We start from the raw sequence: 19410 nt of genomic DNA, 5'->3' as shown, positions 1-19410 counted from the left end.
AGAAAGGGGTGCCGGAGCGCGGGCGAAACCTATCCTTCCTGCGAACCTTGAACATCGGCACCGGGTACCTCGGACTCAACGTTCGCCTTCTCCTTTGCCTGGTTCCGTGTCATCGACTTCACTCCGCGCTGGATCAACCGCTGCCCCGACACGACGATATAAAACGCCAGCGGCGTGAACACCAGCCCCAGCACGGTCGCCGTGATGGCGCCGCCGAACACGCCGGTCCCGATCGACCGGCGGCTCTCCGCCCCGGCGCCGGTGGACACGAGCAAAGGCACCACGCCCAGCAAGAACGCTGCCGATGTCATCACGATCGGCCGGAAGCGCGCACTGGCCGCCGCCACGATTGCCTCCGTCAACGGCGTGCCATCGGCGTACAAGGTGCGCGCGAACTGCACGATCAGGATCGCGTTTTTCGCCGACAAACCAATCACCGTGATCATGCCGACCTTGAAGTAGATATCGTTCGGCATGCCGCGCAGAAGCATCGCGATCACCGCACCTATCACCCCCAGCGGCACGATGGTCAGCACCGCGAGCGGGATGGTCCAGCTCTCGTAAAGCGCTGCGAGCGCCATGAACACGGCCAGCAGCGACAAGCCAATCAGCACCGGCGTCAACCGGGCGGCGCGAGTCTCTTCAAGCGCAGTGTCGGTCCAGTCGAAACCCACGCCCGCGGGCAAGGCTTGCGCCAGCCGCTCCATCTCGGCCATTGCCGCGCCGGAACTGGTGCCGTTGGCCGGGCGGCCGCTGACGTCGAGTGAAGGCGAGCCGTTGTAGCGCGTCAGGACCGTCGGGCCGGTCGTCCAGTGCAACGAGGCCACCGACGATAACGGCACCATCTGCCCGGCCGCGTTGCGCACGGAGAGGTTCATGAGACTGTCTTCGGTCATGCGCGAAGGGGCATCGGCGGCGACCATTACGCGGCGCATACGGCCGCCCGACGGGAAGTCGTCGATATACGACGAGCCGAAGGTGTTCCCCAGCGCGTCGCCGATCTTGTCGAACGAAACACCCAGCGCATAGGCCTTCGCGCGGTCGATGTCCAGCACGATACGCGGCGCGTCCGGCAACGCTTCCGAATGCACCTCGGCGAAAGCGGGGTTGTTGCGGGCTTGTTCGAAGAGCTGCTCGCGCGCGGCAGTGAGTGCTGCCAGGCCCATGCCGCCGCGATCTTCCAGCCGCATCACAAAGCCTTCGGAATGGCCCATGCCGGGCACCGACGGTGGCATCTGGGCGGCCACGTCGCCGTCCATGATCTTCGAGAGCGAGCGGTTCAGCGTGTCGCGCAGCGTGGCCGCGTCGGTGTCTCGCGATGACCAGTCCTTCAGGTCGACAAAACACATGGCCACGTTTTGACCGCTGCCCTGGAAACTCCAGCCGACCACGCTCGTCACGTTCGCGACAGCGGGCTCGTGTTGCAGGATGGCTTCCGCTTGTTCCACAACCGCGAGCGTGCGCGCCTGCGTGGCGCCTGCCGGCAACTGCACCATCACCTGAAGCTGTGCCTGGTCTTCCTGGGGTAAAAAGCCGCCCGGCATATGCAGGTAGAGCACGGCGCACGCACCGGCCAGCACGAGATACACAGCGAACAGGGGACCCGCGCGGCGCAGCACGCGCGCAACAAGGCCGCGATATCCCCGCGAGGTCCAGTCGAAGGCCGCCGTAAAGCCGAACGAGCGGCCACCGGCCGTGTGCGAACTTTGCGCACTGTGGGATCCGTGAGCGCCATGCCGCAAGGCGCTTCGCGGAGGCGCTTTCAGCAAGTTTGCGCACAGCGCCGGCGTGAGCGAAAGGGCGGTGAACGCGGAGACGAGAATTGACGCGATCATCGCAACCGTGAACTGCCGGTAAATTCCGCCGACACTGCCGGGGAAAAACGCCATCGGCACGAACACGGCGGTCAGCACGGCCGTAATGCCGACGATCGCGCCGCCCATCTGCTGCATCGCCCGGCGTGTGGCGGCGCGCGGCGAGAGACCCTCTTCACGCATCACGCGATCGACGTTCTCGACCACGACAATGGCGTCGTCGACCAGGATCCCGATCGCCAGCACCAGCGCGAACAGGGTGAACACGTTGATCGACATGCCGAGCACATAAAGCGCCAGCAGCGCGCCGGTTAGCGCAACCGGAATGACCACGGTGGGCACCAGTGCATAACGCAAGTCGCGCAGGAACAGCCACATGACCAGGAACACCAGCAATACGGCTTCGAACAGCGTCAGCACCACTTCGTGCAGCGCGACGTGGACGAACTTGGCGCTGTCGAACGGGATCTCCACCGCCATGCCCGGCGGCAGGTTACGCGAGTACTCCGCGAGCTTCGCGCGGATCGCGCCGGAGGTTTCCATGGCGTTGCCCTGCGGTGACAGGCGAATGCCAATGGTGGCCGCCGGCTTGCCGTTCAACCGCGAAAACGACGCGTAGCTGTCGCGGCCCAGCTCGACCCGCGCGACGTCCTTCAGCCGGACAGTCGATCCGTCCGTGCGTGCCTTCAGCACGATTTCGCCGAATTCCGCGGGCGAGATCAATTGCCCCCTGACCGTGACCGATGCCGTCAGTTGCTGGCCGGTGACGAACGGCACGTCGCCGAGCGTACCGGCGGTGACCGTCGCGTTTTGCGCGGCGATGGCCTGTGTCACGTCGGCGGCGGCGAGGTTGTATTCGCGCAGTTTCATCGGATCGATCCAGACCCGCAGCGCCTCCCCGGCGTCCCAGAGTTCGGCTGAGCCAACGCCCGGCGCGCGTTTCAGGTCACGCAGCAGGGTGCGGTTGACGTAGTCGCTCAATTGCACGGAATCGTGCTGGCCGTCGGTGGACGTGAGCGCGACGAGCATCAGGAACGTCCCCGTCGACTTGAAGACGGTGATGCCTTGCTGCACGACAGGCTGCGGCAAGCGCGACTCGATCTGCTTCATCCGGTTCTGGACATCGACCATGGCGATGTCCGGGTTCGTGCCTGCTGAAAACGTGGCTGCAATCTCGAGTTCGCCGAGGCTGTCGCTCGTGGTTTCGTAGTATTGCAGGCCTTCCGCGCCGTCCAGGCTCTCTTCGATCACGCTCGCGACGGTGTTGTCCACGCTTTCCGGCGACGCCCCCGGATACATCGCGGCAATCACAATGCGCGGCGGCGTTAGGCGCGGATATTGCGCGACCGGCAAAAAGGGCGTGACCAGCGCACCGGCCACGAAAATGGCCAGGGCGACAATCCACGCAAAAACCGGACGATCGATGAAAAAAGACGGCACGCGGGTCCTGACGATTCAATGGGGTTGATTGAATGCTGGCGGCATTCACGGAGCTTCATTGAGGCGGCCGCGGCCTGGATGCCGTGACAACCCATCCGGAAAACGCGCCAATGGGTGCGTTGGTTCAGCGAGTGCCGGACATGGTGACGTTGAGGGCGTCTGCGCTTTCCGCTTTCGTCTCGGTTTTCGCCTGAGCGTCAGCGAACTGATATTAAAAACATAAATTAACCGTGTCCAGCTTTATTAAAGAACGGCCGTTTTTGTCAGTCGCGATTTCATCCCTGAATCTCAATGACAGCAGGAATTTTCATCGCTGTTTAATATTGGGTGATGACGAGAATATGTTTTTAAAACATGGCCTATTATCAAATGTGATATTAAATAAATATGCGCTGCAGGAAGATTTGGTTTAACGCGAGTCGATTCGGATAGCGAGTTGTCGACAAGCCATCCGGATGGCCTGTCGACCTTGCTGAGTCATCAATTGAGGTGTGGGATCTTGCCCGAGGCCGATTGTTCAAGCATCGAGATGACGGCGTCTATATGGCCTATGCGCTTGCGTTGTGCCGGCATGAGGCTCATCGACAATACGCAATCCACGCGGTGTCTCCAATACGATAAAGACAGGCCATGACTGGATGCAATCCGGTTGATTATGCGTTCCAGATGCGCAAGATCGGTTTCTATGAGCAGATGATTCATTGTGTTCCCCGGTAGCGCCGTCATTTTTGCGGTCGCTGGTTATTGCCGTTCGGTTCAACGCTTTTATATGCGTTGTATAAGCTATTACGGCGTGGTGCTTCATTAAAATCGGCCTCTGATCCATTCGATAAGAGCCGCTTCGCCGCTGCACTGGCCAATGCCCGGCTTGATAGGTCATGAGCAGGAGTCGTGCCACGCTGGGCGGCACTCGGGGAAAACTCTGTGGATCCTTTACTGGCAAGGATCGGCAGGCAATGTAAGGTGGTTAAAAAGTGATGAGTTACGGCGATGCGCGTTACGGCCGTTACGGCGTTACGGCATGTCGCGTTACCTTTGCGGGTCGAGGCGCGGAGGCGTTGATTGCGCGCAAACGGTAAACCGGTCGAACATGCTAATTCATATTGATTGGATACGTGTCGTTATTGCCGATTTAAGTATTGTCTGTTTATCGATAAAACATACCGATAATTTACTGTTGATTGTCCATGGAGATAATAATTTGTACCGAAATCGAGTTCAGATGTTTCGCGGCGCCGAGGCAAGCGCTTTTGCAAGAATTAAATAGTGTGGTTAATCAAGAATCTTTGCTCCGGCGGCGCCAATAAGGATTAATATATTTTAAACAATACTAAAGACTATAACGTCGTTATTACCTGTTTGCCTGTTTCTATCTCGCGAGTCGGAAGGACACCCGGCGCGGATGGCCAGGAACCCGGGTCGCAAATCGCTGTTAACCAGACGGTTTGCGAGTACCCGGAAGGAGCCTCCGATGACCATTAGAAAGCACCCCGGCGCCCAGATCATTTCGTCTTCGGATTCGTTGCCCGATCCGCATCCAATCGACTTCCCCGTTGTCGGCATCGGCGCGTCGGCGGGTGGAATCCAGGCGTTGATGCGCTTGCTGCAGGGTATGCCGGAGGACGGCGGCATGGCGTTCGTTGTCGTGCTGCATATATTCCCTGATTACGCGAGTCATGTCGACGAAGTGCTGCAACGCTCAGTCACCATGCCGGTCGTGCAGGTCTTCGACACCACGCCGATTGAAAAGAACACGGTCTACCTGATTTCACCGGCGAACGATTTATGGCTCTCGGAGGGGTGTCTGCGGGTCACGCCGAGCGATCAATCGCGACGCCGGCCAGTCGCGATCGACTTGTTCTTCCGGAGTCTGGCGGACGCGCACCGGGCTCGCGCCATCAGCATCATCCTTTCGGGCATGGGCAGCGACGGCGCCATGGGCATTGCGCGGATCAAGGAGCAGAACGGCATCAACATCGTGCAGGACCCCTTGGATGCCGAATATGACGAGATGCCGCGCAATGCGCTGGCAACCGGCTTTGTCGACATCGTGCTGTCTGTCGAGCGGATGCCCGCGCGTCTGATCGAGTTGCGCGACAGCGCCCGCGCGATGAAAACGCTGCATGCTGTCGACGACCTTCCACGCAACGAACCCGGCGTCGAGTCACCCATTTCGAACCTCGACGCTGACTCCGACGCTGACGTGCTTCAAGCATTGCTGACCATCCTGCGCATCCGTACTGGCCATGACTTCCGGCATTACAAACGCGGCACGGTGATGCGGCGCATCGAACGGCGGCTGCAGGTGAATGGCGTAGCCGATCTGGCCGGATACAAGCGGTTTATCGAAACGCATCCTGAAGAAACGACTGCGCTTCTGAAGGACATGCTGATCGGCGTGACGAATTTTTTCCGTGACCGCAAGTCGTTCGATGCGTTCGGGCAGCGGGTCGCGGCGAATCTGTTCACAGGACGCTCGCCTGACGAGCCGGTGCGCGCGTGGTCGGCGGGGTGCTCGACGGGAGAGGAGCCGTACTCGCTGGCCATGTTGCTGACCGAGCATGGGCCGGCCCATGGCAAGTTTCCGCTGATCCAGGTGTTCGCGACCGATGTCGACGCGAGTGCGATCGATACGGCCCGTGCGGGTGTTTATGCGGGATCGATCGTGGCGGACGTATCGCCCGAGCTGCTAAGCCGGTTCTTTGTAAAACCAGGCGGCCGTTACCAGGTGAGCAAGGAGCTGCGCCAGAAGGTGGTGTTCGCTGTCCACAATATCCTGAGCGATCCGCCATTTTCGGGGATGGACGTGGTCTCCTGCCGCAACCTGCTTATCTACCTCGACAGAACGGTGCAGCGCCAGGTGCTGGAGATGTTTCACTTTGCGCTGCGGCCGGGCGGTTTTCTGTTTCTCGGCGGCGCGGAATCCACCGAGATCGCAAGCGACCTGTTCGAGCAGGTGGACAAGCGCAACCGCATTTACCAGTCGAAGCGCATTGGCACGCGCGCGATGCCGCCGCTGCCGCTCATCCGCCCCGCGATCTTCAATATCCCCAGGCGGCCAGGTCCGGGGCGCGACACGCTTGTTTCGCTCGCGGCGTTGCGTCAGCGTGTATTCGAGCGTTATGCGCCGCCCAACGTCACGGTGGATCGCGATGGCGTGATCCTGCATATGTCCGATCGCGCCGGGCGTTTCCTGCAGTATGTCAGCGGTGAGCCTTCGCGCAATCTGCTCACGCTCGTCAACCCGGAGCTGCGCGCGGAGTTGCGGACCACGCTGCATTGCGTGTTAAGTGACGGCGACAGCGTCGTGTCGCGGCGTGTGCGCTTTTCTCGGGGCGAGAAACTTTCGTTCGTCAATATCTCGGCCCGTCCGTTCAAGGACGATGACAGCGGGCAGGAGGTGATCGTCGTATTCTTCGACGAATTCGAGAACGAGACCGTCGTGCAACAGGATGTCCCCGCGCGCGGCGACAGCCCCGATGCCGCCAAACTCGTCGATCTGGAGCAGGACCTGTATCGCACGCAGACGCAGATGGACTCGTTGACTGAAGACGCCAGTGTGTCCTCCGAGGAGTTGATGGCATCGAATGAAGAATTGCAGGCGATCAACGAAGAATTGCGTTCGACCACCGAGGAACTCGAAGCGGGCAAGGAAGAGTTGCAGTCGGTCAATGAAGAACTGGTCACGGTGAACCTTGAGCTCTCCGAAACGGTTGCCGAGACGGTCAAAGCCAACGATGACCTGTGCAACCTGATCTCGTCCACCGGCATTCCGACGGTGTTCGTCGACCGCGCGATGCGCATCAAGCGATATACGCCGCCTGCGGTCGGGATTTTCAAGCTGATTGCGTCGGACATCGGGCGGCCATTGCTGGACCTCACGCATCGGCTTGACTATCCGCAAATGGCCGCCGATGCACGCGCCGCGTTCGACACGCTCACCCTTACCGAGCGCGAGATCCGCACGGACCGCGGTGAATGGTATCTCGCGCGGGTGCTGCCATATCGCACGGTGGACGATCAGATCGATGGCGCGGTCATCACGCTGATCGACATCACGGCACGGAAAGCGGCCGAAGCCGCCGCGCGCGGCAGTGAAGAACGGTTGCGGCTGGCGGCCATCACCACGAACGACTACGCGATCATTGTGCTGGACATGGACGGTGTGATCGTCACGTGGAACGGCGGTGCGCAGCGCATTTTCGGTTATGCAGAAAGCGAAGTGCGAGGCCAGCCGATCGATCTCATCTTTCTTCCCGCCGATCGCGAGGCGCGTGCGCCCTTGCTTGAACGGCAACGCGCGAGCCAGGCCGGCCGCGCTGAAGACGAGCGCTGGCACGTGCGCTCCGACGGCACCGAAATTTATTGCAGTGGCGTCACCACGCCGGTCGAATCCGATCTGTTCCGTGGTTACGCGAAGATCTCCCGCGACGTCACTGACAGGACGGGTATCGAGAGCCAGAAACAACTTGCACTCACGCTCGAGCGTGCGATTCGCGCGCAGTCCGAGGCCGCGGACCGGTTGAAGGACGAGTTTTTTTCGGTGCTGTCGCATGAGCTTAAAAACCCGCTCAACCTGATTCACGTGAAGGCCGAATTGCTCACGCGCTTACCCGATGTGCGGGACATTTCAACTGTGCAGGACGCCGCCGATGCCATCCAGCGCGCCGTCGCGGGGCAGGCCAGGATCATCGACGACTTGCTTGACCTGTCGCGTGTACGGACCGGCAAGCTCGCGCTCCGGTTCGCGCCGGTGGAGGTCGCGTCCGTGCTGCAGGCGGTCGCGGCCGCGAGCGCGGCGGATGCGCAGGCTGCTGATATCGAGCTGTCGGTGGCGGGCACCAATGCCGCTGTGATGATTCATGCCGATGCCGAGCGCGTCGAGCAGATGATCTGGAATCTCGTGCGCAACGCGCTGAAATTCACGCCGCGTGGCGGGCGGGTGCGGATTACTTTATCGCGGGAAAGCGGGTTCGTTTGTGTCGAGGTGGCGGATACGGGGCAGGGCATCGATCCCGGTTTCCTGCCGCGTATCTTCGAGATGTTCAGCCAGGCCGATGGGGGTGGCCGACGGGATCGGGGCGGTCTTGGGATCGGGCTGTCGCTCGTGAAGCAACTCGCGGAATTGCACGGCGGCCGTATTGAAGCTGAGTCGGCGGGGCCGGGACAAGGGGCACGCTTTCGCTTGTGGTTGCCGGAGAACGCACCGTTACCGCTTGTGGAAACTACGCGTGAATACGTTGATCCGGGCATCCTGAAGGGGCTGCGTGTGTTGCTCGTCGATGATTCTGTTGAAGCGCTCGAGGCGTTTCGCACGCTGCTTGAAATGGAGGGGGCGCAGGTGCGTGCCGAGCCGAGCGCCGAGCAGGCGCTTGAAGCGGTGGCGCAGCAGGAGTTCGACGTGGTGCTGTCCGATATCGGCATGCCGACCATGAACGGCTACGAGATGATCCAGCAGATGCGAAGGACACCACGCACCGCGCGGTTGCCTGCGCTTGCGCTCACCGGGTTTGGCCGCGAACAGGATGTGACCCGCGCGCTCGATGCCGGGTTTAACGGTCATTTGAGCAAGCCGGTATCGCTGAAGGGGTTGGTCGCGGCGATTGACCGGAGTTTGCGGAGGTGAGGGGGATTGTGCGTATTGTTGCTTACTTTCAGATTAGTAATTCTTATCCAACCTTGCAGTTTGGTCACTCGCGTTATGTCGATGTTATGCCGATGACATATTGAGCGCTTCGATCGTCTCTGCATGCGGTTCGTGGACGGGCACAGAGCGCGCTTTTGGCGAAATATGACTATTTTCCGGAGGGTATCCACGACTGCTGGCAGACGTAACAGAAAAAGGTACGAAAACCGTCGGTGATTTCTTGTAAGGCAACAGCTGTGACTATTTGGTGTCAACTAAACACCAGGCACAGCTTGCTTACTTTGGAGTCAAATCATGCAAGAAATCTCATGGGCGACCGAGCCCAAACCGGCCGTTTCAACCGATCAGTCTGCTTGCGCAATGTTGCAACAGATCGAATCCGCTCTTACGTACATGATTCGTTGTGCGTACACGGAGCAGGTGCCTTATGTGAGCGAGGATGTGATTCAACTGCGACAGAAGATCCGCGGGTTGATAACGGTCCCGCAGAGCGCATCGTAGTTTGGGTTGGGGGTGAATCGATTCAGGTTGAACGCCGGCCGGCTGAGTATCAGGAGGCCGGACTTGCCAGCGGCTGCATTCCTACATCAGGACGATGTCGTACTGCTCCTGACTCAGGTTCGACTCCACCTGCAACGAGACCGGCTTGCCGATAAAGTCCATCAGCATTGCAAGATGCTGCGACTCTTCCTCGAGAAACAAATCGATCACCTGCTGCGACGCCACCACGCGAAACTCACGCGGATTGAACTGGCGCGACTCGCGCATGATCTCGCGCAACACGTCGTAACAGACGGTCCGCGGTGTCTTCACCTGGCCTTTGCCATCGCAGGTCGGGCAGGGTTCGCACAACACATGCGCGAGCGATTCACGCGTGCGCTTGCGTGTCATCTCAACCAGCCCGAGCTGCGAAAATCCGTTCACCGTCACCCGCGTCCGATCCCGCGACAACGCCTTCTTCAACTCGCCAAGCACCTGCTCGCGATGCTCGACGTTCTCCATATCGATGAAATCGATAATGATGATCCCGCCCAGATTGCGCAACCTCAGTTGCCGGGCAATGGTATGCGCTGCTTCAAGATTGGTTTTGAAGATCGTATCGTCGAAATTACGGGCACCTACATAACCGCCCGTATTCACGTCGATAGTGGTCATTGCCTCGGTCTGGTCGATCATCAGATAACCGCCCGACTTCAGGTCGACCCGCCGTGACAACGCGCGCTGGATCTCGGCTTCAATGTTGTACAGGTCGTAAAGCGGGCGCTCGCCCGCATAGTGATGCACGCGCGAGGCCACGGCCGGCGTGAACTCGCTCGCAAACTCGGCCAGCATCTGATACGTCTCGCGCGAATCGACCTGGATGCGCGAGGTCTCGTCATTGACGAAATCGCGCAACACACGCTGGGCGAGATTGAGGTCCTGATGCAGCAGCGAGGTGGGCGCAACCCGCTGCGCTTGCGCGACAATGGTTGCCCACGTCTTGCGCAGATACGCGACGTCGGCCGCGAGCTCTTCACTCGACGCATCTTCCGCAATCGTCCGGACGATATAGCCGCCTTTTTCATCCGCAGGAAGGACAGCGGTCAGCCGTGCCCGGATGGCCTCGCGCTCGGCCTCGCTGGCAATCTTCTGCGAGATCCCGATATGTGGCTCCTGCGGCAGATAAACCAGCGTGCGCCCCGCGATACTCACCTGCGTGGACAGCCGCGCCCCTTTCGTGCCGATAGGATCCTTGACCACCTGCACCATCAGCGCCTGGCCTTCGAACACGATCTTCTCGATCGGCGTGTGCGGCGCATTCGAATGCGTTTCACCGGCAATACGGGGATGCCAGATGTCCGCTACGTGCAGGAACGCCGCGCGCTCCAGCCCTATATCGATAAAGGCCGACTGCATGCCGGGCAGCACGCGCACGACCTTGCCGAGATACACATTGCCTACCCGCCCGCGCGATAACGTCCGCTCGATGTGAAGCTCTTGCACCGCACCTTGCTGAACGAGGGCAACGCGGGTTTCCTGCGGTGTGACGTTGATCAGGATTTCTTCGTTCATGGACTGTTTAGAAGTCGACGCGCGCCACGCGCAGGAGTGCTGCTGTTTCGAAAAGAGGCAGGCCCATGATACCCGAATAGGACCCCTCGATCCGTTCGATGAACGCCGCGGCACGCCCCTGAACGCCATACGCACCGGCCTTTCCGAGCGGTTCGCCGGTCGCCGCGTAACGCTGCAGTGCAGCACGCTCGACGGCGGCGAAGCGCACTACTGAACGCGATAGAACAGGGGTGAGCGGAACGCCCTCGGCGTCGACCACGGCAAGCGCTGTCAGCACCTCGTGATCCCGTCCGGATAGCCGCTCGAGCATCTCGACAGCGTGGTCCGCGTTGTCGGGCTTGCCCATGATCGCGCCATCCAGGGTGACGGTTGTATCGGCCACCAGAATGGGTGCCGCACGATGTCCGCCCTTCAAGCGACGAGCGTACGCCGCCTGGGCTTTTGCCGCGCAGACACGCAGCACGTATGCATCAGCCGCCTCGCCGGGCAACTCGGCTTCGAGTGCTTCGGCGTCTTCATCGGGACGCGGCAGCAGTAACTCGAAGCGCACGCCGAGTTGCTGCAACAGTTCTTGCCGCCGGGGACTTTGCGACGCGAGATAAACAAAAGGGAGGCTGGACAATGGCATGTTCGCAGGTCTTGAAGGTCACGCGCAGGCTGGCCCAGGCGTAATCATTCAACGCCCCGATGCCACGCCTTACGCGCGATGATAGGGATGATTCTGCGTGATGCTCCACGCGCGATAGAGCTGTTCGGCAAGCAGCACGCGGACCATGCCGTGCGGCAGCGTGAGACTTGAAACACGCAGCAGGACTTCGGCGCGCGCCTTGACCTGTGGGTCTAGACCGTCGGCGCCGCCAATCACGAACGCCACGTCGCGGCCATCCTGCTGCCAGTCCGGCAATGCGCCGGCGAGTTGCATGGTGGTCCAGTCACGGCCGCGTTCATCCAGCGCGACAAGCCGCGCATTCTTGGGCAGTGCCGCTTCGATTCGCACGCGTTCGGCGGCCATCACGCTCTCGGCGTTACGTCCCGATGAACGCTGTTCAGGCTTGATCTCGCGCAACTCGATGCGCAGCTCGGGCGGCATGCGTTTCGCATACTCGTCGAAGCCGGTCGCGATCCAGTCGGGCATCTTGTGGCCGACCGCAAGGATATGAAGTTTCATGGCGGCAATGCAACGCGCGTGATCCGCACTACGTCCGCGCCGTGATGGCGCGACGAACGTGCACGGCCAGCGTCAGCGGCGGGTGGTCTTGCGAGCCGGTTTGGCGGCGGGCTCGTCGTCTTCGTCGTCGTCCGACACGCTCACCTGGGCGCCGCTGAAGCCCCCCGAGCTTTGCAGCTTGACGCGCACGGGTTTGTCGCCCCAGACCTCTTCGAGGTTGTAGTACTGGCGCAGCGCCGGTTGGAGGATATGGACGACCGCGTCGCCGCAATCGACCAGCACCCACTCGCCGACTTCCTCGCCTTCGGTGCTGATGACGTCGCCGCCCAGCCCCTTGACCTTGTCGCGCACGCTGTTGGCCAGCGCCTTGGTCTGACGATTCGACGTGCCGCTCGCGACGATGACACGGTCGAAGAGGGCGGTCAGGTGGGAGGTGTTGAACACCTTGATGTCCTGCGCCTTGACGTCTTCGAGACCGTCGATGATCGCGCGTTGAAGCTTTTGAATTTCCATATTTTTACCGATGGTTTTACCGATGATACAAGTGATGTTGAACAATATAGTCCCATACGGCGGACGGCACATGACTCTCGGCGTCTATCTCACCCGCCGCGTGTGCTCGCAGGCGCTCTCCCAACTGCTCGCGGATCCCGGTGGCCGACACTTCCAGCTCCAGGGCGGAATCAATCAGCAGATGGCCGTGCGGTGTGGATTGCAGCACCTCAGCCGGGGCGCTGCGCGCGGCAATTTCTGCGGCTACGGCGGGAGAAACCGTCGCGACGTCGAACCCCGCGCGCGTTTCCACGCAGACGTGCGCAAATTCAAACAGGCGTTTCCAGTCGCGCCATGAATCCAGGTGCACGAGCTGGTCGGCGCCGATCAATAACGACAGCGACGCGTCCGCGCCTTCCCGTGCGCGCCAGCGAGCCAGCGTCTCCACGGTGTAAGTCGGGCCGTCATGGTCGATTTCGTCAGTGGCGACGGTGACTTGCAACCCCTCCGCATGCAGCGAATCCGCCGCTGCGCGCGTCATGGCAAGCCGGTGATGCGCCGCGGTCACGTCCTTTTTCTGCCACGGCTGTCCGGCCGGCAACAGCACGAGTTCGGTCAGGTCGAGCAACTCGGCGAAACGGCGTGCAAGGGCCAGATGCGCGTCGTGAATCGGGTCGAACGTGCCGCCCAGCAAACCGACACGTCGAGCACAAGGGAGGTTCGAATTCAGTGGACGGTCCTCTTCGGGGACAGATTGCAACAGGTACAGCGATCAGGACTCGTGGTCCGCAGCTCTTTCATAGCGCTTTCGTGACTTTTTCGCAGCTTTTTTATAGCCACTCCCGTGCCACCAGGAAGTCGGAGTAGAGGCGCGCCTCAGGTGTGCCCGGCTCCGGTTTCCAGTCGTAGCGCCACGTCACGGCGGGTGGCATCGACATCAGGATGGACTCCGTACGGCCACCGCTTTGCAGCCCGAACAGCGTGCCCCGATCGAAGACGAGGTTGAATTCCACGTACCGGCCGCGCCGGTACGTCTGGAATTCCCGCTGCGCTTCGCCGTAAGGCGTGTCCCGACGGCGTTCGACGATCGGCAGATACGCGGCCAGGAAGCTGTCGCCGACACTGCGCATCATGGCGAACGATTCGTCGAAACCGGGTTCCGAGAAGTCGTCGAAGAAAATTCCGCCGATCCCACGCGCTTCATTGCGATGCTTGAGATAAAAATACTCGTCGCACCATTTCTTGAAACGCGGGTACAGATCCGTGCCGAAGGGTGCCAGCGCGTCCCGGCAGACGCCGTGAAAATGCCGCGCGTCTTCCTCGTAGCCATAATAAGGCGTGAGGTCCATGCCGCCGCCAAACCAGAAAATCGGCGCTTCGCCCGCTTTTGTCGCGATCAGCAGGCGCACGTTCATATGCACGGTAGGGCAGTGCGGATTGCGCGGATGCATGACAAGCGACACGCCCATGGCTTCAAACCCGCGCCCGGCGAGCTGTGGACGCGCGGCGCTCGCGGAGGCCGGTAAAGCGTCGCCGGCTACATCGGAGAAACCGATGCCGCCGCGTTCGAAAAACTGGCCGCCTTCAAGAATTCGCGTGCTGCCGCCCCCGCGCAACCGTTCTTCCGGGCCGCGCTGCCAGGAATCGACGGAAAATTCGGCGCCGTCGAACGCGCCAAGCGTCTGCGCGATCTGCTTTTGCAAACCGGTCAGATAAGTGCGGACAGCTTGTACGTCGGAGGTTGGAGCGGTCATCTTGAACGGTTTTACGGCTTGCGGAAAAAGAGCACGGCGTGAGCGAAGCTTGGTTCAGCTCAAATTGCCGGCTCCGTGTGCATTCCTTCTAAAACGCACTGCCGGACGCGAAGGTCCGGCAGTGTATTGCTCATGTGCTGCATTGTCGCGTTTCCGGCGACGGTTTCTGACCACGTTACCCGATCACTTTATCCTGTCACGGTACTAGCCGCTCCGCTTCAGCTCTGCCGATCCGCGGCTTTGCGGTTCAGTGCGCGATAACCAATGTCCCGCCGATACTGCATGCCGTCGAACGCGATCTGATTGATCGTATCGTAGACGACGGACTGCGCGCCACGCACCGAGTCCGACAAACCCACCACGCACAACACGCGGCCGCCCGATGTGCTGAGCTTGCCGTTTTCCAGCGTGGTGCCGGCATGGAACGTCACGGCTTCCGGCGTCTCCGGAGGAATGCCATTGATCCGGTCGCCCTTGCGCGGCGTGTCCGGGTAATTGTGCGCGGCCAGCACGACGCCGAGCGCCGTACGCCGGTCCCATTCGATCTCCGCGGTCGCCAGGGTTCCGGCAATCGCCAGTTCCACTACCTTCGAGAAATCGCCCTTGAGACGCGCCATGATCGGCTGCGTTTCCGGGTCCCCCATGCGGCAATTGAACTCGAGTGTTTTCGGGTTGCCGTGCGAGTCGATCATCAGGCCGGCATACAGGAAACCGGTGTAGCGGATGCCTTCCTGTTCCATGCCACGCACTGTCGGCAGGATGATTTCGCGCATCACGCGGGCGTGCAGTTGCGGCGTGACGATAGGCGCGGGCGAATAAGCCCCCATGCCTCCGGTGTTCGGGCCCTTGTCGCCATCGAGCAGACGCTTGTGGTCCTGGCTCGATGCCAGCGCCAACACGTGCTTCCCGTCGACCATCACGATAAAGCTCGCTTCCTCGCCGTCCAGGAATTCTTCGATCACCACGCGCGCACCGGCGTCGCCCAGTTTGTTGTCCGCGAGCATGGAATCCACAGCCGCGTGCGCTTCTTCCAGCGTTGCTGCCACGACCACGCCCTTACCGGCGGCGAGTCCGTCCGCCTTGATGACGATGGGCGCGCCTTTCGTGTCGAGATACGCGTGGGCCGCAGCGATGTCTGTGAACGTTTCGTATTCGGCCGTTGGAATAGCGTGGCGTTTCATGAACGCCTTCGCGAAATCCTTCGAGCTTTCCAGCTGCGCGGCTTCCTTGGTCGGGCCGAAGATCTTCAGGCCGCGTGAGCGGAACAGATTGACGATACCGGCCGCGAGTGGACCTTCGGGGCCGACCACGGTCAGCGCAATCTGCTCTTTCTCGGCGAAATCGGCGAGTGCGACAGGATCGGTGATGTCGACATTGAGCAGACGTTCGTCCTGAGCCGTGCCGCCGTTACCCGGCGCGACATAAACCATCTGCACGCGCGGCGACTGCGCGAGTTTCCACGCGAGCGCATGTTCGCGACCGCCGGAACCGACGACGAGTAACTTCATTTAAACCCTCGAAGATCTTAAGAAATTCATGGCGGCAGGGGGGCGGGCCGGTTCGAATGGGTGTGAACCGATTCGAACCGTTTTAAACGGGTCCGCCGCGCCTGATCCGCGGATATTTGCTTTACCGTGCGCCGGGTCTTTGCCGGACATCTGCCGAATTCCCGTTGGGTGCGTTGTTGACACGGGGAAGTGGTTCGCGCCGCCGCGCGGCTGCGTCACTCGACTTCCCGGCTGTCAAACGTGGCCTCCGGCCAGGTTCGGCCTACTTCAACGACTATATCTGGCCTGTATTTCAGGCCCGTATTTCAACTCACGTGCCGGTTTGCCTTTCACCTGACAGGTGAGTCCGCGGGCTTACGTTCACGTATGACCACCGCCGCATTCGCCTGCGCACTCGTCCGGGCTCCGTTGCCCAGACAATCGCCTGAAGCACACCCTTTGCACATGCACCAATCGAGCCAGAAACGGCTGCCAGCGTGTCCGGCGCTGCTCCGTGCGCCCCGTTGGTCACGGCGCTCGGGCAAGCTCGGGCGGCGCGGCGGACCGCTGGCCGCTGGCCGCTGGCCGCGTTACCCGGCGATCATTCCACGTCGATAGTCGCGTTGGTGTAAACCTCTTGCACGTCGTCCAGATTTTCCAGGGCATCGAGCAATTTCTGCATTTTGGCTGCGTCCTCGCCGGTGAACTCGACCTCGGTCTGCGGTTTCATGATGACTTCGGCCACTTCAGCCTTGAAACCTGCGGCCTGCAGCGCGTCTTTCACCTTCTGGAAGTCGTTGGCCGGGCAAACTACCTCGATGCTGCCGTCGTCGTTCGTTACCACGTCGTCCGCACCTGCTTCGAGCGCCGCTTCCATCAGCTTGTCTTCGGACGTGCCGGGAGCGAACAGGAACTGGCCGACGTGATCGAACATGAACGCCACCGAGCCGTCCGTGCCCATGTTGCCGCCGAACTTGGAGAACGCGTGGCGGACTTCCGCAACGGTCCGGGTACGGTTGTCCGTCATGGTGTCCACAATGATCGCCGCGCCGCCGATACCGTAGCCTTCATAGCGGATTTCTTCATACGTCGCGCCGTCCACGCCACCCACGCCGCGCTGGATCGCGCGGTTGATGTTGTCTTTGGGCATGTTGGCGTCGTAGGCTTTTTCGACCGAGAGCCGCAGGCGCGGGTTCGTGTCCATTTCTCCGCCGCCCATGCGCGCAGCCACCTGAATTTCCTTGATAAGACGCGTCCAGACCTTGCCACGCTTGGCGTCGGTCGCCGCTTTCTTATGCTTGATGTTGGCCCATTTTGAATGACCCGCCATACCTTTCTCCATCGCGCACGAGCTTTTCTCGCACGCCTGTGTGTCAATAATGCCGCTCGATACGGCGTTTTTCGCTGGCCGGCATTTTATGTCTGCCCTGCATGGTTGCAGGGCTCAAATGGCAAGGCGTGGCACGGCGCACGCCCTGTTTTTGCGGTTCTGCGGGGCCGGGCTGGTTTCTGATAATCCGCGATTCCACAAACCTGTGGATTAACCAGGTAACTCAGCCGCCGACAACCTGCCACCGGCCGAATGACGGGAGGCCAGTCGCCAGCCGTTCATGCCAGCCAATCATTTAACGCGCGAACCGCTTATTTGGCGGACCCGAATTTTATCATGGCGAGCCGGTTCGGCAGGCTTTGGCCTTGCTCCGAAGGTGCGCGCGTCCTTTCATGTCCCTGTGCCGTGCTTGGGTCCCGTGTCAGTTCTTCGTGCCGAACAGCCGGTCGCCCGCGTCGCCCAGGCCCGGCACGATATACGCGTGCTCGTTCAAATGCGAGTCGAGCGAGGCCACATACAGTTTCACGTCCGGGTGGGCGTCGGAGAAAACCTTCACGCCTTCAGGCGCCGCGACCAATGCCACGAAAATGATGTTCTCGCCGAGCACCTTGCGCCGCTTCATCACGTCCACGGCATGGACCGCTGAATAGCCGGTCGCCACCATTGGATCGCACAGGATGAAGACGCGCTCCTCCAGGTCGGGTGGCAGGCGCACGAGATACTCGACCGGCCGGTGATCTTCCGCCCGATACACGCCGATATGGCCGACCCGCGCCGACGGAATCAGGTCCAGCAGCCCGTCCGACATGCCAATGCCGGCGCGCAGCACCGGCACGATAGCCAGCTTCTTGCCCGCGATCACGGGCGAGTCGACGGTGACCAGCGGGGTTTCGACGCGCTTCGTGGTCAGCGGCAGGTTGCGGGTGATCTCATAACCCATCAGCAGTGTGATCTCGCGCAGCAACTCGCGAAACGTGCGCGTGGACGTGTCCTTGTCCCGCATATGCGTCAGCTTGTGCTGGATCAGCGGGTGGCTGAGGATGAAAAGATTGGGAAAGCGGCTGTCCTGTTTCATGGAATTCGCGCGGTTGCCGCGGCATTAGGTGTGGATTCGAGTGAATCGGGTGATTCGTTCGGTTCTGAAGCCGTGTCTCTTCCACCAGCAAGGCGGTTTTGCATGGCTTCGCTCAAGCAATGACGCCAGTTTACCCAAATTAGGCGTGCCTAAAGCAGAGTTTGCGGGCGATACGCCGTCCGGTCTATTGCGCGGCCGACGTCCGATCCCTCATTCTTCTAGAATTGCATCACGCGGTTCGTACGAACGGACCGTGGACCAGGATTCGGCACGAGATTTCATTACCCCGGTTTTAATCGTTTCAACCGGTTTGAACGCGGGCAACCAGAAAGGGACAGCAATGGATATGGGAATCAAGGGCCGCACAGCGCTCGTGTGCGCGGCCAGCAAGGGTTTGGGACGCGGTTGTGCCGAAGCGCTGGCGGCGGAGGGTGTCAATCTCGTGATCGTGGCGCGCACGCCAGGACCGCTTGAGGCCACGGCCGAGCATCTTCGTTCAAGCTTTGGGGTGAATGTGACGGCGGTAGCGTGCGACATCACCACGGACGCAGGCCACGCCGCGGCGCTGGCCGCATGCCCCGCGCCGGACATTCTCGTGAACAATGCCGGTGGGCCGCCGCCGGGGGATTTCCGGCAATTCTCGCGTGACGACTGGATCAAGGCGCTTGATGCGAACATGCTGACGCCGATCGAACTGATCAGGAAGACGCTCGACGGCATGATTGAGCGCGGCTTCGGGCGAATCGTGAATATCACGAGTTCGTCGGTGAAGGCGCCTATCGACGTACTGGGCCTCTCGAACGGCGCGCGTTCCGGATTGACGGGTTTTATTGCGGGTCTGTCGCGCAAGGTCGCGGCCAGCGGTGTCACCATCAACAACCTGCTGCCGGGTTCCTTCGATACCGACCGTCTCGTCACTACGTTCCAGGCGGACGCGAAGGCAAACAACATTTCGGTGGAAGAGGCCAAGAAGCGCCGCATGACCAAGCTGCCGGCGGGCCGGTTCGGCACGCCCGAGGAGTTCGGGAAGGCGTGCGCGTATCTGTGCAGCGTCCATGCGGGCTATATCACGGGGCAGAACCTGCTGATCGACGGCGGTGCTTATCCGGGCACGTACTGATCGTCGAATCCTATAAAACATCACAACCGGG

General features: G+C 61.0%; 13 protein-coding genes. 2 read left to right on the top strand and 11 right to left on the bottom strand.

Annotated features, from left to right (window positions below):
* Window positions 1–29: 29 nt before the first annotated feature.
* Both ABH944_RS13525 and ABH944_RS13520 read right to left on the bottom strand, forming a co-directional pair.
* Complete coding sequence (locus ABH944_RS13525; RefSeq protein ID WP_404606999.1) at window positions 30–3254, bottom strand: multidrug efflux RND transporter permease subunit; 3225 nt, start codon at window positions 3252–3254, stop codon at window positions 30–32.
* Between the two features lie 480 nt (window positions 3255–3734).
* Complete coding sequence (locus ABH944_RS13520) at window positions 3735–3956, bottom strand: hypothetical protein (RefSeq protein WP_404606998.1); 222 nt, start codon at window positions 3954–3956, stop codon at window positions 3735–3737.
* 769 nt (window positions 3957–4725) lie between these two features.
* On the opposite strand from ABH944_RS13520, the gene ABH944_RS13515 reads away from it, so the two are divergent.
* Window positions 4726–8880, top strand: coding sequence for a CheR family methyltransferase (locus ABH944_RS13515; protein ID WP_404606997.1), 4155 nt, complete (start codon window positions 4726–4728; stop codon window positions 8878–8880).
* 603 nt (window positions 8881–9483) lie between these two features.
* Here the strand turns inward: ABH944_RS13515 and rng are convergent.
* The 9 genes from rng to upp form a co-directional block, all read right to left on the bottom strand.
* Window positions 9484–10953: a ribonuclease G gene (rng, locus tag ABH944_RS13510; protein WP_062087906.1), complete on the bottom strand. Its 1470-nt coding sequence runs from the start codon at window positions 10951–10953 to the stop codon at window positions 9484–9486.
* 7 nt (window positions 10954–10960) lie between these two features.
* The gene (locus ABH944_RS13505; protein WP_404606995.1) at window positions 10961–11581 is read right to left on the bottom strand and encodes a Maf family protein; all 621 of its coding nucleotides are present in this window, start codon (window positions 11579–11581) and stop codon (window positions 10961–10963) included.
* Window positions 11582–11650: 69 nt separating this feature from the next.
* Window positions 11651–12121 (bottom strand): 23S rRNA (pseudouridine(1915)-N(3))-methyltransferase RlmH, encoded by a 471-nt coding sequence (gene rlmH, locus ABH944_RS13500; RefSeq protein ID WP_404606993.1) that lies wholly within the window; start codon window positions 12119–12121, stop codon window positions 11651–11653.
* 72 nt (window positions 12122–12193) lie between these two features.
* A complete protein-coding gene (gene rsfS, locus ABH944_RS13495) occupies window positions 12194–12634 on the bottom strand; it encodes a ribosome silencing factor (RefSeq protein WP_404606991.1) in 441 nt (146 codons plus the stop codon).
* Window positions 12635–12650: 16 nt separating this feature from the next.
* Entirely contained in the window at window positions 12651–13373 is a 723-nt protein-coding gene (locus ABH944_RS13490; RefSeq protein WP_404606989.1) for a nicotinate-nucleotide adenylyltransferase, read from the bottom strand.
* A 70-nt stretch (window positions 13374–13443) separates the two neighbouring features.
* Window positions 13444–14367 (bottom strand): oxygen-dependent coproporphyrinogen oxidase, encoded by a 924-nt coding sequence (hemF, locus tag ABH944_RS13485; RefSeq protein ID WP_404606987.1) that lies wholly within the window; start codon window positions 14365–14367, stop codon window positions 13444–13446.
* A gap of 218 nt (window positions 14368–14585) precedes the next feature.
* Window positions 14586–15875 carry a phosphoribosylamine--glycine ligase gene (gene purD / locus ABH944_RS13480; RefSeq protein WP_404606985.1) on the bottom strand — a complete coding sequence of 430 codons (1290 nt, stop codon included), beginning with the start codon at window positions 15873–15875 and terminating at the stop codon, window positions 14586–14588.
* A gap of 580 nt (window positions 15876–16455) precedes the next feature.
* Window positions 16456–17184: a YebC/PmpR family DNA-binding transcriptional regulator gene (locus ABH944_RS13475; RefSeq protein WP_062087893.1), complete on the bottom strand. Its 729-nt coding sequence runs from the start codon at window positions 17182–17184 to the stop codon at window positions 16456–16458.
* A 421-nt stretch (window positions 17185–17605) separates the two neighbouring features.
* Complete coding sequence (gene upp / locus ABH944_RS13470) at window positions 17606–18259, bottom strand: uracil phosphoribosyltransferase (RefSeq protein ID WP_062087891.1); 654 nt, start codon at window positions 18257–18259, stop codon at window positions 17606–17608.
* A gap of 340 nt (window positions 18260–18599) precedes the next feature.
* Between upp and ABH944_RS13465 the strand changes: the two genes are divergently transcribed.
* Complete coding sequence (locus ABH944_RS13465; protein ID WP_404606983.1) at window positions 18600–19379, top strand: SDR family oxidoreductase; 780 nt, start codon at window positions 18600–18602, stop codon at window positions 19377–19379.
* Window positions 19380–19410: the final 31 nt, after the last annotated feature.

Source organism: Caballeronia udeis (assembly GCF_044909315.1).
Classification (GTDB): domain Bacteria; phylum Pseudomonadota; class Gammaproteobacteria; order Burkholderiales; family Burkholderiaceae; genus Caballeronia; species Caballeronia udeis_A.
This window is presented reverse-complemented; position numbering and strand designations above follow the sequence as displayed.